General features: G+C 70.9%; 13 protein-coding genes. 7 read left to right on the top strand and 6 right to left on the bottom strand.

Annotation, left to right across the window (positions count from 1 at the left end; translation table 11 throughout):
• Positions 1-82 precede the first annotated feature (82 nt).
• The 4 genes from CA12_RS15870 to flhA all read right to left on the bottom strand — a co-directional run bounded on the left by CA12_RS15870 (position 83) and on the right by flhA (position 4,876).
• On the bottom strand, positions 83-877 hold the full coding sequence (locus tag CA12_RS15870) for a FliA/WhiG family RNA polymerase sigma factor (protein ID WP_242687951.1): 795 nt from the start codon (positions 875-877) through the stop codon (positions 83-85).
• 99 nt (positions 878-976) lie between these two features.
• Positions 977-1,309, bottom strand: coding sequence for a hypothetical protein (locus tag CA12_RS15865; protein ID WP_145360005.1), 333 nt, complete (start codon positions 1,307-1,309; stop codon positions 977-979).
• Between the two features lie 160 nt (positions 1,310-1,469).
• Complete coding sequence (locus CA12_RS15860) at positions 1,470-2,570, bottom strand: flagellar biosynthesis protein FlhF (protein WP_145360004.1); 1,101 nt, start codon at positions 2,568-2,570, stop codon at positions 1,470-1,472.
• Between the two features lie 68 nt (positions 2,571-2,638).
• A complete protein-coding gene (flhA, locus tag CA12_RS15855; protein ID WP_145360003.1) occupies positions 2,639-4,876 on the bottom strand; it encodes a flagellar biosynthesis protein FlhA in 2,238 nt (745 codons plus the stop codon).
• Between the two features lie 378 nt (positions 4,877-5,254).
• On the opposite strand from flhA, the gene CA12_RS15850 reads away from it, so the two are divergent.
• The 7 genes from CA12_RS15850 to CA12_RS15820 all read left to right on the top strand — a co-directional run bounded on the left by CA12_RS15850 (position 5,255) and on the right by CA12_RS15820 (position 11,864).
• Positions 5,255-6,970 carry an AAA family ATPase gene (locus CA12_RS15850; protein ID WP_145360002.1) on the top strand — a complete coding sequence of 572 codons (1,716 nt, stop codon included), beginning with the start codon at positions 5,255-5,257 and terminating at the stop codon, positions 6,968-6,970.
• A 160-nt stretch (positions 6,971-7,130) separates the two neighbouring features.
• Entirely contained in the window at positions 7,131-7,640 is a 510-nt protein-coding gene (locus tag CA12_RS15845) for a hypothetical protein (protein WP_145360001.1), read from the top strand.
• Between the two features lie 226 nt (positions 7,641-7,866).
• Positions 7,867-8,376 (top strand): GNAT family N-acetyltransferase, encoded by a 510-nt coding sequence (locus CA12_RS15840; protein WP_165700797.1) that lies wholly within the window; start codon positions 7,867-7,869, stop codon positions 8,374-8,376.
• Positions 8,377-8,497: 121 nt separating this feature from the next.
• Complete coding sequence (locus CA12_RS15835) at positions 8,498-9,214, top strand: methyltransferase family protein (protein WP_145359999.1); 717 nt, start codon at positions 8,498-8,500, stop codon at positions 9,212-9,214.
• A gap of 173 nt (positions 9,215-9,387) precedes the next feature.
• Positions 9,388-9,633, top strand: coding sequence for a hypothetical protein (locus CA12_RS15830; RefSeq protein ID WP_145359998.1), 246 nt, complete (start codon positions 9,388-9,390; stop codon positions 9,631-9,633).
• Between the two features lie 87 nt (positions 9,634-9,720).
• A complete protein-coding gene (locus tag CA12_RS15825) occupies positions 9,721-10,734 on the top strand; it encodes a ThuA domain-containing protein (RefSeq protein WP_165700796.1) in 1,014 nt (337 codons plus the stop codon).
• A gap of 80 nt (positions 10,735-10,814) precedes the next feature.
• Entirely contained in the window at positions 10,815-11,864 is a 1,050-nt protein-coding gene (locus tag CA12_RS15820; RefSeq protein WP_145359997.1) for a HEPN domain-containing protein, read from the top strand.
• A gap of 47 nt (positions 11,865-11,911) precedes the next feature.
• Here CA12_RS15820 and CA12_RS15815 read toward each other — a convergent pair whose 3' ends face one another.
• The gene (locus CA12_RS15815; protein ID WP_145359996.1) at positions 11,912-13,210 is read right to left on the bottom strand and encodes an aminotransferase class V-fold PLP-dependent enzyme; all 1,299 of its coding nucleotides are present in this window, start codon (positions 13,208-13,210) and stop codon (positions 11,912-11,914) included.
• The gene (locus CA12_RS15810) at positions 13,207-13,650 is read right to left on the bottom strand and encodes a SufE family protein (protein WP_242687949.1); all 444 of its coding nucleotides are present in this window, start codon (positions 13,648-13,650) and stop codon (positions 13,207-13,209) included. Before CA12_RS15810 ends, CA12_RS15815 begins: the two co-directional genes overlap by 4 nt.
• Positions 13,651-13,899: the final 249 nt, after the last annotated feature.

Raw genomic sequence — 13,899 nt, 5'->3', positions numbered from 1 at the left:
CCCTGTGCGGGTCCGGGACGCTGCGGTGGCGACGACGGATTGGCGACGGCTCGGCCGGAGCCCGGCTCTGCCGTGTGCGGGTTCAGCCGAACTCGGGGCGGCGGGGGGCGAGTTGTTCCTTCAGGCGGGCGACGATGCTGCTGTGCATCTGGGAGACGCGGCTCTCGGACAGGCCGAGGGTGCCGCCGATCTCCTTCATCGTCAGTTCCTCATAATAATAGAGGATGACGATCAGGCGCTCGTTCCGGTTCAGACCCTTGGTGACCATCTTCATGACGTCCCGCTTCTGGATCCCGCCGGTGGGATCGTCGCTGCGGTCGTCCTCGAGGACGTCGATTTCGGAGACGTCCCGCGAGCCGTCGGTCTCGTACCACTTCTTGTTGAGGGAGACGAGGCCCACGGCGTTCGCCTCGGTCTTGAGCTTGGCGAACTCCTTGGCGTCCAGCTCCATTTTGCGGGCGATTTCGGCGTCCGTGGGCGGCCGGCCGGCTTCGGCCTCGGCGGCTTTGCGGGCGTTCTCCAGCTTGGTCGCTTTGGACCGGACGAGGCGGGGGACCCAGTCCATGCTGCGGAGTTCGTCCAGCATGGCGCCGCGGATGCGGGGCACGCAGTAGGTTTCGAACTTGACGCCGCGATCGAGGTCGAAGGCCTCGATGGCGTCCATCAGGCCGAACACGCCGCTGCTCATGAGGTCGGCGATATCGACGCCGTCCGGCAGCTTTTGCCAGACCTTCTCGGCGTTGTACCGCACCAGGGGCAGGTAGCGTTCCACCAACGTGTTGCGGACCTCCCGGTTGGTTTGGTCGGCTTTGTAGGCCGTCCAGAGGGCCGCCGTTTCCTCAGGGCCCAGGGCGCTGTTTTCAGTGCGGGAGGTCAATCCTCGCAGGCCAGTCGTCCGTAACGCCATCGACCGCTCCGTGGTCTAAAAGTTCCGGGTTCGCCGGGGTCCGTCCCCGGCGAGTCAGGTGGTGTCGCCTCAGGCGGCCGCGGGGGCCGCCTTGCTCCGTGTCGCCGCAGTCCGAGTCGCCGCGTTCCGTGTCGCCGCAGTCCGTGTCGCCGTGTTCGCAATCTCTTTCTCGGGGGACTGAGATCCCCCGCTCGCCTCGTCCGCGTCCAACTCGCGTTGGGCCACTTCCGTGGCGAGGCGTCCGCAGGCGCCGCCGGCGACCAGTCCCGGGAGGTACCCGAAGGCCGCCGCCAGCAGAGCCGAGACGAGGGCGGCGTTCGCGTCGGTTCCCCGGGCCGCGTCCCGCAGGACGCTCGCCACGAACACCACCGTCGCCAGCCGCACGCCAAAGGCCGCCGCCACGTCGTTCTCCCCGTGCGTCCGTCGTGGTGGGCCAGAGGCCGGACGACGTCCAGCAAGGCTCCGCGCGGACCGTTCCCGCGGACCCCGCTGGTATCGTCACCGGGGGGTCCGCCGCTTGAGCAAAGTTCGACCGGCCGTCACGGCCGCCCGAACCGTGCGGTTATGAAACCCCCTCCCAGGTCCGTGCGGAGCGAACCGACCGGCCGCCGGGGGCGGCATCGGTCAGGAGGGGTTCCCAGTCGCCGAGGCAGGCCGCGGCGAGATTCGCCGGGGTCGCTTCGCAAAGGTCGTCCGGCACGTCCTGCCCGAAGGTCAGCGTGCTGACCGGGGCGGGCGGGGCGGTCCGCAGCAGTTCGACCGCCGCCCCGGCGCCCTCGGCCTCGTCCAGTTTGGAGAGCACCAGGGAGGCCGGCCGCAGCCGCCCGTACCGCAGGGCCGCCCGCAGCAGCGCCCGTTCGCCGGCCGCCACGGAGAGCACCAGATGAGCCTCCACCCTGGCGCCGTCCGGGGCGGAGGCGGACAGCAGGGCGGCCAGTTCGGACAGGTGGGCGTCGTCCCGCGGCGCCCGGCCGGCGGTGTCGATGAGGACCACGTCGCAGCCGCGGAGCTTGGACAGAGCCCTCGTGAGGGCGGCGGCGTCGGCGGCGACCTCGAAGGGCGCCGCGAGGATGCGGGCGTAGGTGGCGAGTTGCTCGACCGCCCCGATGCGGTAGGTGTCCGCGGTGACCAGGCCCACCTTGCGGCCGCTACGGAGGCTCAGGCGGGCGGCGAGTTTGGCGAGGGTCGTTGTCTTGCCCACGCCGGTCGGGCCGACGAAGGCGGCGACGGTCCGGCGGTGGGGGTTCGACGCGATCCCGCCGCAGATCGGCAGGTCCTCGGCCAGCACGGCGGCCACGTCGGCCAGCGGGGCGTCGCCGAGGTTGTCCACGTAGTACTGGGCGGAGGCCGGGGCGAAGTCGCGGGCCGTCAGCCGGGCGAACAGCGCCCGCTGGGACGCCGGCGGGGCGGTCGGCAGGGCGCCGGTGCGGGTCAGTTCCCGCACGATGTTCGCGGCGTGAGCCGTCCGCGGGTCCAGCTTCTCCGAGGGCTGACGCCCCCGGCTCGCCGACGAGACGGTCGCCTCGGCGGTCACCTCGACCTCCCGCTTCGCCCCGGGCAGCGTGCGGCTGCTCAGCAGGGCGGCGTCGGGGCCGAACTCGTCCCGCACCCGGCGGAGGGCGTCCCGCATGGTGGCGGCACGGAAGGTGCGAATCTCACTCATCGGGGTTCTCGCGGACGGGGGAAGGAGGAGAGGGAGGGGTGACGGGGGAGGAGGGAGGAGTCAGAGCGTCAGGCGAAGGCGGCCAGCGGCGACTTCGGCGGCGGGGGCGAGCCGGGGGCCTGCGTGCCGGGGGCGGGCGGCCCCTTCGGACCGGACCGCAGGCTCTCCGCGGCGAGTTGGCCGTGGACCTCGAGGTTCGTGTCGCGGGTCACTTCCGTCAGGCTCATCACCGTCAGCTTCGGCAGCTTGTCGCGGACGATCTCCCGCAGTCCCAGCCGGACCTGCGGGCCGACCAGCACGACCGGGGCGTGCCCGGCGGCGGTCAGCTTGTTCAGTTCGTTCTTCAGGCCCCGCACCACCGCGTCGCGGACGAGCGGCGGGAGGGTCAGGACGAAGCCGCCCTCGCGGAACTCGCTCTTGCTGGCGATCAGTTCCTCGGCGGCCGGGTCGAGGGAGACCACGTGCAGCACGCCGCTGTCGTCGCGGTGCAGCTCGCAGAGGGTGCGGGCCAGGGCGTGACGGGCACATTCGGTGAGGAAGTGCGGGTCCTTGGTGCGGCCGGCGTGGTCGGCGAGGGCTTCGAGGATCGCTTCCAGGTCCCGCACCGGCACCCGCTCCCGCAGGAGGTTCGCCAGCACGGCCTGCACCTGGCCGGCCCGCAGCAGGTCCGGCACGACCTCGCCCACCAGTTCCGGGCAGCGTTCCTTGAGGTGATCCAGCAGACCGTGCACCTGGGTGCGGGTCAGCAGTTCGGCGGCGTGATCGCGGACGATCTCGGTCAGGTGGGTGACGACCACCGCGGCCGGCTCGACGACGTGGTAGCCCATGAGGGCGGCCCGTTCGGCGGCGGTCGGGTCGACCCACACGGCCGGGCGGCCGAAGGCGGGATCGACGGTCGGCATCCCCGGGGGCGACCCGCTGGCGGAGCCGGTGTCCACCGCGAGCTTCGCGTTGGCGTGGCACTCGCCGGTGGCGATCACCACGCCCCGGATCTTCACCCGGTAGCTGTTCGGGTCCATCGTCGGCACGTCCCGGAACCGCACCTTCGGCAGGATCACGCCCAGTTCCCCGGCGATGTTCCGCCGCACCTTCGCCACCCGGTCCAGCAGGTCGCCGCCCGCGGTGGGATCGACCAGCTTGAGCAGGTTCACGCCCAGTTCCAGGGCCAGCGGTTCGACTTCCAGTTCGTCCTCGGGCTTGCGTTCCGGGGCCTTGCCGTCGGCCTTGCCCTCTTTCTTGGAGGGGGAGTCGACGGCGTCGGCGTCGGCGTCCGCCTTGGCGTCCACGTCCTTCTTCCCGCCCAACGTCCAACCGACGATCCCGCAGACGGCGGCGAGGCTCAGCAGCGGGGCCTTGGGCAGGCCGGTGAAGGCCAGGGCCACCAGGAAGCCGCCCGCCAGGATCATGCTCTCGCGGTAGCGGAACAGCTGGGTGATGATCTCCGTCGGCAGGTGCGTGCTGTTGCTGGACCGCGTGACGATCAGGCCCGCCGCCAGCGAGATCAGGAAGGCCGGCACCTGCGAGACCAGCCCGTCGCCGATCGTCAGCGTGGTGAAGACCGTCGCCGCCGTGCCGACCGCCATGCCCTCTTCAATCACGCCGACGTACAGCCCGCCGGCGATGTTGATGCAGGTGATGACGATGCCCGCGATCGCGTCTCCGCGGACGAACTTGCCGGCGCCGTCCATGGCCCCGTAGAAGTCCGCCTGGCTGGTCACGTCGTCGCGGCGTCTCTTGGCTTCGGCCTGGTCGATCAGGCCGGCGGAGAGGTCCGCGTCGATCGCCATCTGCTTGCCCGGCATCCCGTCCAGGGCGAACCGGGCGGCGACTTCGCCGACGCGGGTGGCGCCCTTCGTGATGACCAGGAACTGGATCGCCACGAGGATCACGAACAGGATCAGCCCGATCGCCAGGTTGTCGCCGGAGACGAAGGCCCCGAAGGCCTCGATCACCCCGCCGGCGGCCCCGGTGCCGTCTTCGGCGGCCCGGGACAGGATCAGCCGGGTGCTGGCGACGTTCAGGACCAGACGGCTCAGCGTGGTGCCCAGCAGCACGGCCGGGAACACGCTGAACTCCAGCGGCCGGCGGACGTAGACCGTCACCAGCAGGATGACGGTGGCGAGGGTGACGTTCGCCGCCAGCATCAGGTCGAGAATCGCCGCCGGCAGCGGCACGATGATGACCAGCACCGCCCCGCAGAGCAGCACCGGAAACAGCAGCGCCCGTCCGCTCGCCACCGCCCCGCCCAACGCCCCGCCCGCCGCGAACGGCGAAGAACCGGCGGCAGGGAGGGACGCGGCGGGCATACCGGGGGCGGCGACCCTTGCGGGGTCGTTTCGAAGCGAACGAGTTGGGGTGGAGAGTCGCGTCCGCCGGCGTGACCGGCGGAGGGAGTGACGACGGGCGGGGGTGTAGTTCGTGCCTGCTTCCGCCGTCCAGACTTGCAAACCGGAATTGTAAACCTTGCCCTCAAGATTCGCCGAACCCCTGCCCCGCAAGGCCCGGCGGCCCGAGCGAGCGGCGGGAAGTTCGTCCCCCCGACGTCAGCGCCGAAGCGGTGCGGGGAAAGGGGCGGGGGGGGGTCCGTGCGGACACGACCCGTCCCGGATCGGGGTCTTGGGGGGGAGGTCGATTCCCGGCCGCCCCCCCTTCCCGATCTCCGAACCCCAACCCGCCCCCAACCGTTGAACGCCATTTCCCCTTCCCGGCTCCCCGCCTCTGTCGTCGACGACGGCCCCTCCCGCGACGAGATGGCCGAACGCGGGTTCCTCGGCAGCGTGCTGCTGACCGGCACGCTGCCGACCGACGAATCCGCGAACCTCACCGCCGAGGACTTCTTCTCCGACCGCAACACCGCCGTCTTCCAGAGCCTGCACCGGGTGGCGAAGGCCGGTCGGCGGATCGACCTCGTCACCGTCGCCGACGACCTCGTCCGCTCGAACCAGTTGGAGGCCGCCGGCGGCCTGTTGCATCTCGACACCCTGTTGGAAGAAACGCCCCACCCCGCCCACGGCCGGGAGTACGCCGCGATCCTGCGGGAGCACAGCCGCCGCCGGGCCGCCCGCTATATCCTCGCGGAGCATCAGGGCGACGACCCGGACGCCCTCGCCGCCGCCCTCGCCAAGGTCGCCGCCCGCTTCCCCCCGCTGGCCGGCTCCGCGGACCGCAGCGGGGAGCTGACCCTGCGGATGCTCTGCGACGTGCCCCGCCGCCCGGTGCGGTGGCTCTGGCCGGACCGGCTGGCGGTCGGCAAGCTGAACCTGCTCGCCGGGGAGCCGGACCGCGGGAAGAGCTTTTTGACCTGTGATCTGGCCGCCCGCGTCACCCGCGGCCTGCCGTGGCCGGACGGACGCGGTCACGCCCCGCTCGGCACGGCGTTGATGTTGAACGCCGAGGACGCCGCCGACGACACGCTCGGCCCCCGCTTCGACGCCGCCGGCGGCGACCCGTCCCGGCTGGCGGTGCTGGAGGCGGTTCGAGACCCCGGCCGCCCCGAACGCACCTTCGACCTCTCCCGCGACCTGCCCCGCCTGGACGCCGCCCTCGACCGCCTGGCCGCCCTGCACCCCGACGGCACGGCCCCGCCGCGGCTGGTGGTGATCGACCCGCGGGGCGCCTACATGGGCGGCTCCGACAGCTACAAGGACGCCGAGGTTCGCGGCCTGCTCGCCCCGCTGGCCCGCCTCGCCGAACGCCGAGACGTGGCGGTGATTTTGGTGTGCCACCTGAACAAGGGGAACCACGGCGGCACCCCGCTGAGCCGCATCACCGGCAGCGGCGGCATCGGGGCCGCCGCCCGCTGTGCCTGGCTGGCCGGTTCCGATCCGGACGCCCCCGCGGAACTCGGCCGCCCCCCGCGGCGGTTGCTGGTGAGCCTGAAGAACAACCTCGCCGCCAACGCCGGCGGTCTGGCCTACCGCATCAGCGGCGCCGACCCGGACGCTGCATGGGGTGAGGAGGGAGGAGTGAGGGGTGATGAGGGAGGGGATTGCCGCGACGCCGATCCGCTCCCCGACCAGCCGGGCTTCGAGGGGGCGAACTTCGCCGGCTCCTCCTCCCCCCTCCCTCATGCCCCCTCCCCCGATCCCGCCCCGCCGCGGGTCTGGTGGGACCCGACCCCGGTGGAAACGACCGCCGCCGCGGTGCTGTCCGCCGGCTCCTCCGCCGACCGCGGCCCGACGGAGGACGAGAACGAGCGCTGCGAAACCTGGCTCCGGGCCGAACTGCTGAGCCACGGCGGCGCCGCCCCCAGCAGCGCCGTCGCCGACGCCGCCCGGGAAGCGGGGTTCACGGAGAAGCAGGTTCGCCGGGCTCGCACGGTGCTGGGCGTGCGGGCCGCGAAGGCCGGTTTCGACAGCGGCTGGACGCTCTCCCTGCCTGACGTCGCCTCCGAGGACTGACCCCAAACCTGCGAAGACGCCCAAGGCGCCCTCCCCCCGGACGGGGCGTCTTGGGCGTCTTGGGCGACATCGGCGGGCGGGAGGTTGCCCGGGGGACGGTTCGGTAGAGTGACCCGGTTCGCTGTCGGTTCTCCCCCGCTTCCCACGGACGAGATTCCTGATGATCGCTTTCCCGCTGACCGTGCTTCTGGCCCTTCCCGGTCCCGTCGCGGACGACGCGACGGGCGCCGACGGGGCGAAACGAACGTCGCTGGCCGCGGCGGTCGACCAGTTCAACGAGGAGGCCGCCGAGAGTCCGATCGGTAAGACGCAACCCCCGCTGACGACCGACGAAGTCGTCGCCGCGATCCGCAGTTGGATGCCGAAGTACGGGCCGGCCGTCAGCGACGAACGCTACCGGCAGTATTTGCAAATCGCCGAAACCGGCGTGCTCCCCCCGGGGGCGAGACTTCACAGCAACACGACGCATTACATCGGCGGCTACGCCATCACGGTGTGGTGGGCGGATTTAGGGATCTACGACCCTGACGGCGGCGGCTACAACTTTCGCATCCGCGACCAGAAGCTCTCCTCCCGGAAGCTCACCGAGAAAGAACTCGCCGATTTGGAGCGAAGGGGGGACCGATCCCGGCCGCGGGCGCCCGACCGCGACGCCGCCCCGGTCGACTGACGATCCGACCGCCCTCGAAGACGCCCAAGACGCCCAAGACGCCCCCTCCCCGAGGCCGGGCGCCTTGGGCGTCTTCGCCGCCCGTGAGTCGCCCGTTCGCACCCCCTCAGCGGACTGACGTCCCCCGCTCGCCTCCTCCCTCCCCCTTCCCGCCGGTCGGGCTTGAACCGCGGCGGAGCGGGCGGTGTCTTGGGGGCGGGGGGTTCTCGCCGTCGGGAGTGCGTGCGTGGTTCAGATCGTGCCGTGGGCGGCGGAATGGGCGCCGGCCTTCGAAACGCTCAATCGGGAGTGGTTGGAGCGGGATTTCTCCGTGGAACCGCTGGACGAAGCCCTGTTCGCCGATCCGGTCGGGCGGATTCTGGAGCCCGGCGGGGCGATCTGGTTCGCTCTGGAAGAGGGCCGGGCCGTGGGGACGGTCGCCGCGATCCGCGGGGGGCCGCTCGTCTTCGAAATGGCGAAGATGGCCGTCGCCCCGGCCGCTCAGGGTCGGGGCGTCGGGCGGGCGTTGGCCGAGGCCGTCATCGCCCACGCGACCGCCGCCGGGGCCGACCGCGTCCGCTTGCTGACCGACACCAAGCTGGCCGCCGCCGTGCGGTTGTACGAACGCCTCGGCTTCCGCCGCGTCGCCGGCGCCGGCGTGACCGGCTACGCCCGCGGCGACGTGCAGATGGAACTCGCCCTGCCCCCCGGCGAGCGGGGGACGTCAGTCCCCCGAGGCGTGAACAAGGCGGCGTGAGCGGGGCGGCGTGAGCGGGGCGGCGTGAACAGGGCACTGCGTTGACGGGCCGGGGGCGGGGTCGCAGCATTGGGGCTCGCCGCGGGGCGGTTCCCTTCCATTCCTCCTCGGAGCGTTCGTCATGCCGCGTCGGATCGCCGGGGAACGGACCGCTCTGGGCGGCGCCGTGCGGGTGGCGGCGGCGACGGCGGCGTTCGCGGCGGTGCACAGCCTGCTGGCCTCGCGGACCGTCAAGCGGGCTGTCGGGCGGGCCGTGGGGGAGCGGAACCGGGCCGGGCTGTACCGCGTGCTGTTCAACGGGTCGGCCGTGGCGGGGGCGGGGCTGATCGCCGTGGTCGCCGTGCGGGCGCCGGGGCGGGAGCTGTACCACGTCCGCGGCCCGCAGGCCGGGGCGCTGCGGGTCGGGCAACTGGGGGGCACGCTGTTCGCCCTGGCGGCGCTGCGGCAGGTGGGGGTGACGCGGTTTCTCGGTCTGCCCAGCGCCGCGGCGTGGCTGGCCGGGGGGCCGGTGCCGGAGCCGCCGGAGGGTCAGGGGCCGGCGCTGGACGCGGTCGGGCTCCGCCGGGCCGCGGGGCCGTTCGCCTGGAGCCGGCACCCGTTGAACCTCGCCCCGCTGCCGATCCTGTGGCTGAACCCGCGGATGACGACGAACCTCGCCGCCTTCAACGCCGCGACCACGCTCTACCTCGTCGTCGGCTCCCTGCACGAGGAAGCCCGCCTCCGCGAGGCCTACGGCGACCGCTACGTCGCCTACCAGCACAGCGGCGTGCCCTACTACCTCCCGGCGTCCCGGGCGGACGCGACCGAGCCGGTTTCGGCGGCGCTGGGGGAGGAGTGAGGGGGGAGGAGTGAGGGGCGACGCCGGCGGGGGGCGGGAGCCCGCTGAACGGCCCGGAGTTCGGCCGCTCGCCGGCCCGCTTCGCTTGAACGCGGCGGCGGGCGGGCGGCATCCTCTGCCGGCCGGGGCGGCGGGTGGGCGCCCCAGGTTCATTACACCTCGGGGAGACCACGATGCCCTTCGACGACGACGCTGGGTTCATGATGGGCGGCGTGCCGGAGATCGTCGTGCTCGGGCTCTGGTCGGCCGTGCCGGCGGCGATCGGGTGGCGGTGGGCGGCGGGGCGCTCGACGGCGGGGCGGGTCTCGCTCGCCTGCATCCTCGTCCTGACCGGGTGGCTCGGTCTGTTCGTGCTCTGGCTGCTTGGCATCCCCGGGCGGGACGATCCGCCCGCCGATCCGCCCGGCTCAGCAGGCTAACGCCCCCCGCTCCGGCCCGCGTTGCGTGGGGCGGCGGGTCGCGGCGACGATGGCGGCGCTCGCCCCCCCGCCGAAGGTTCCCCCGCCGTGTTCGTCTCCCGTCGCTGTCTGCTCGCGGCCCTCGCCGGGCTGCTGTCGTTCGCCCCGGCCGCGGTCGCTCAGGAGACGACCGAGGCACGGACCCCGCCGCTGCGGGCCCTCATCGTCGACGGGCAGAACAACCACACCGACTGGCCGCTCATCACGGTGATGATGAAGCAGTACCTGGAGGAGACCGGGCTGTTCACGGTCGACGTGGCCCGCACCCGGTTCACCTGGCGGGGCGACAAACGGGCCGAGTGGCTGCCGCGGGCCGGGGCCGGGGAGTCCGTCGATCTGCCCCAGCCGAAGGCCGACCCGCGGTTCAATCCAACTTGGAGCGACTACGACGTGGTGGTCTCCAACTTCGGCAACACCGCGGCCCCCTGGCCGGAGGAGACGAAGACGGCCTTCGAGGAGTACGTGAAGAACGGCGGCGGGTTCGTCAGCGTGCACGCGGCCGACAACAGCTTCGGCGACTGGCCGGAGTACAACCGCATGATCGGCGTCGGCGGCTGGGGCGGTCGCTCCGCCGACGCGGGGGTGCACCTCTACTACAGCGACGCCGGCGAACTGGTCCGCGACGACTCCGGCAAGGGCGGCACCGGCACGCACGGCGCCCGCCTGCCCTTCCCGATCGTCAAGCGGGCCGAGCACCCGATCGTCGCCGGCCTGCCCGACCGCTGGCAGCACGCCGCGGACGAGTGCTACGCCCGCCTCCGCGGCCCGGCGGAGAGCCTGACCGTGCTGGCCACCGGCAAGGATCAGACGGACAACGCCCCCACCGGCAAGCACGAACCGATGTTGATGACCATCCGCTACGGCGAGGGCCGCGTGTTTCACACGACGCTCGGCCACAGCGCCGAGGCCTGCGAAAGCGTGGACTTCATCCTCACCCTCAACCGCGGCGCCCAGTGGGCCGCCACCGGCGAGGTGACCCTGCCGGTCCCGCAGGACTTCCCCACCGCCGACGCGACCTCCTCCCGCCCGTTCGAGTTGGACGAGCTGATCGAGGCAAGGTAGGGGCCCCATCTACCGGCCCCGGCCGTTCTGCTCGCGATCTCGTCCACCCTCCCGGAAGATCTTCGAAGGGCCTGCCGACAATGCTGAAACTAGTGGCCGCTGCTGTCAGATTCATTGGGAGATTGCTCAATAAGCAGGTGCCGCAGCCGGATCACGCCCCACCGACCTCGGTGCCGTCGAATTTGCCGAATCCGGAGTATTCCTTCAGAGTGCGGTTTCTCCTGCCTTCGCAACGCAGGATCGGGATTAAACAGCGAGAGGTTGCAATACCTGCCAACGCAGGCGAGCCACAATTGACGCTTCGATCCTGCACCGGCGAACCGATCGCGGACAGTTCCTGTCTTATACTCTCGGGAGGGCCGTTCCGTTCGAAAGCCTCCGCCGAAATAGAGGGAAGAAAGGCTCGGGCCGCACTGATCGGCTGTTCGATTAGCACCGGGATGGGCGTCGACTTGGGCAAGAACGTCGCTTCAGGCGGAATCTCGGACTATCTAAGAGACAAAGTTCGCCGTGGAACTGGAGTGACCGTCCTAAACGATGTGCACGGGCTTCTCGTTTACAACAGCAGCCTCCCCACCCGGTTCGCTAGTACTTGTGGACGGCTGACTGGCGAGCATGACGGGGAGGATTTCATTCTGAAGCTTCAGAAAGCTCACGCAATGAACCTTAAGCCGACCGCAAGACAGGAGATTGCCTGCGAGCTTTTGAACGCCTCTTATTTTGAATCGTCGATCCGTAGTCGATTTCTCGCACTTGTCATGGCCGTCGAGGCAATCCTCGAACCGTCGGAAAGGTCAGACGTAGTGCAAAGCCACGTCCGGTCGTTGATTTCGCAAACTCGAGAGTCAGAACTTCCGCAAGACGAGAAACAGTCAATCTGCGGGAGCCTTGACTGGCTGTTCCGCGACTCCATTGGACGCTCCGGCAGGAAGCTGGCTGAGTCGCTCCTTGCCGGAAAGACCTATAACGGAAAAGCCGCGGGCAAGTTCTTCGAGCAATGTTATTCGATTCGTAGCAAACTCGTCCACGAAGGTAATTCCGGGCGCGGCCAGAAACCGGAGGAGCTAATAACGGAACTCAACTCCTTTGTGCGAGACTTAGTCATCGCCGCCATGCAGGAAGCCAATTAGCCGAGAACACCGTCGGCCAGTTTGCGTCCCGGTCAACTAAGTCAGCCTTACCCCAACCGCAGCCGGATGCGGGCGGCGAGGAGGGCTTCGATGAGCACGTCCACCTCCGCCGGCGTGTTGTAGACGCCGAAGCTGGCCCGGGTCGTCGCCGGGACGCCCAGCAGATCGTGCAGCGGCATCGTGCAGTGGTGGCCGTGGCGGACGGCAATGCCGCGACGATCGAGGAGGAAGTTCAGGTCCTCCGCGGCGGCGCCCTCGACCGTGAAGCTGGCGAGGGCGGCCCGATGCTCCGCCGACGGGCCGTAGACGGTCAGGCCGGGCACCTCTTGCAGGCGTTCGAGGGCGTAGGCGGCGAGTTCGGCGTCGTGCTGTTCGATCGCCTCCCAGTCGAGCGATTCGACCCAGTTTACCGCGGCGCCGAGCCCAATGACCTCCGCGATCGGCGGGGTGCCGGCCTCGAACTTCGCCGGGGGCGGCGCCCATTCGCTGCGGTCGGCGAAGACCCGGTGGATCATGTTCCCCCCGCCCTGCCAGGGCGGCATGGCCTCCAGCAGGTCCCGCCGGCCGTACAGCACGCCGACGCCGGTGGGGCCGTAGAGCTTGTGGCCGCTGAACGTGAGGAAATCGCAGCCCCAGGCACGGACGTCGGTGCGGCGGTGCGGCACGAACTGGGCGGCGTCGATCACGCTGACCGCCCCGACAGCCCTCGCCGCGTCGCACAGCGCCTTCACGTCCGGCAGCGTGCCGAGGACGTTCGAGCAGGCCGTCACCGCCAGCAGCTTCGTGCGGTCCGTGAGCGCCTCGTCTAGACGGCTCATGTCGATCCGGCCGTCGTCGGTGAGCGGCAGGAACCGCAGTTCGGCGCCGGTCTGTGCGGCGACCATCTGCCAGGGCACGAGGTTGGCGTGGTGCTCCAGCAGCGTGGTGGCGATCACGTCGCCCCGTTGCAGGTTCGCCCGAGCCCAGGTGTCGGCGACGAGGTTGATCCCCGCGGTCGTGCCGGCGGTGAAGACGATCTCGGAGGCGTCGGCGGCGCCCACGAACCGGCGGCAGTCCTCGCGGGCCTGCTCCACGGCGCCGGTCACTTGCCGACCGAGCGTGCTTTTGCCGCGGTGGACGTTGGAGTAGTAGTTCTCGAAGCACTCCCGCATCGCGTCCAGCACGACGGCCGGCTTCTGGGCGGTGGCGCCGCTGTCGAGGTACGTCAGCGCCTTCCCGTTGGGCAGCGGCCGGTTGAGGATCGGAAACTGAGCCCGAACGGCGTCCACGTCCAGCGGCGTGTTCGGCGGCGGGGCGTCGATGACCTGGGAGACCCGGGCCTCCGGGGCGGGGGATGTCTGGTTCATTCCGCCCCCTCCACTCGATACCTCGCCGCTTCGCCGCGGATGCGTTGAACCATCCCCGCCAAGCCGCTTTTGCGGGCGGACGACAGATGTTCGTCGAGGCCGAGGGAGGCGAAGACCTCGTCCACGTCCACGGCGAGGGCCTCGGCGGGGGTTTTGCCGTCGAAGGTCGCCAAGAGCACGGCGATCAGGCCGTTGACGATCATCGCGTCGCTCTCGGCGGCGATGCGGAGGCGGCCGTCCTGCTCGCCGACGGTCATCCAGACAAGGCTCTGGCAGCCGTGCACGCGGGTCTCCTCGGTCTTGTCCTGCTCCGGCAGGCGGGGCAGGTCCATGCCGACGTCGATCAAAAACTCGCACTGGTCCTCCCAGTTCCCCAGGAACTCGAACTCCTCACGGAGTTCGTCCAGCGGGGGAACGACGGAGGCCGGTTTGGCGGGCACGGGGGCCGGTCTGGCGGGAGGCGTGGTCGGAAACGTCATGGGGGGGAGTATAGACCGATCCGGCCGGCCGGGGTTCACGCGGGAACCGCCGGGACGACGCGGTTCCGAGCGTTCGTCCGGCTCAACGGATAAAGTTTCAACAGATTCCTATGCGTTCGCCCGGGTCGCCCTTCCTTCGCCGGGGGCGGCGCTGCATGGTTCGGCCGTCGAAACCGGGCCGGTTCGCGTCGCCGCTATTTCCCGCCCCCC

Origin of the sequence: Alienimonas californiensis (genome assembly GCF_007743815.1) — a bacterium.
In the GTDB taxonomy this organism is placed as follows: domain Bacteria; phylum Planctomycetota; class Planctomycetia; order Planctomycetales; family Planctomycetaceae; genus Alienimonas; species Alienimonas californiensis.
Note: the sequence above shows the minus strand (reverse complement) of the source record. Positions and strands in the feature narration are given on the sequence as shown.

Bases quoted from the DNA above. Each gene is read 5' to 3' on its own strand.
- flhA (WP_145360003.1), bottom strand. From the start codon at position 4,876: ATGCCCGCCGCGTCCCTCCCTGCCGCCGGTTCTTCGCCGTTCGCGGCG.
- CA12_RS15835 (WP_145359999.1), top strand. From the start codon at position 8,498: ATGCCGCGTCGGATCGCCGGGGAACGGACCGCTCTGGGCGGCGCCGTG.
- CA12_RS15820 (WP_145359997.1), top strand. From the start codon at position 10,815: ATGCTGAAACTAGTGGCCGCTGCTGTCAGATTCATTGGGAGATTGCTC.
- CA12_RS15830 (WP_145359998.1), top strand. From the start codon at position 9,388: ATGCCCTTCGACGACGACGCTGGGTTCATGATGGGCGGCGTGCCGGAG.
- CA12_RS15860 (WP_145360004.1), bottom strand. From the start codon at position 2,570: ATGAGTGAGATTCGCACCTTCCGTGCCGCCACCATGCGGGACGCCCTC.
- CA12_RS15815 (WP_145359996.1), bottom strand. From the start codon at position 13,210: ATGAACCAGACATCCCCCGCCCCGGAGGCCCGGGTCTCCCAGGTCATC.
- CA12_RS15845 (WP_145360001.1), top strand. From the start codon at position 7,131: ATGATCGCTTTCCCGCTGACCGTGCTTCTGGCCCTTCCCGGTCCCGTC.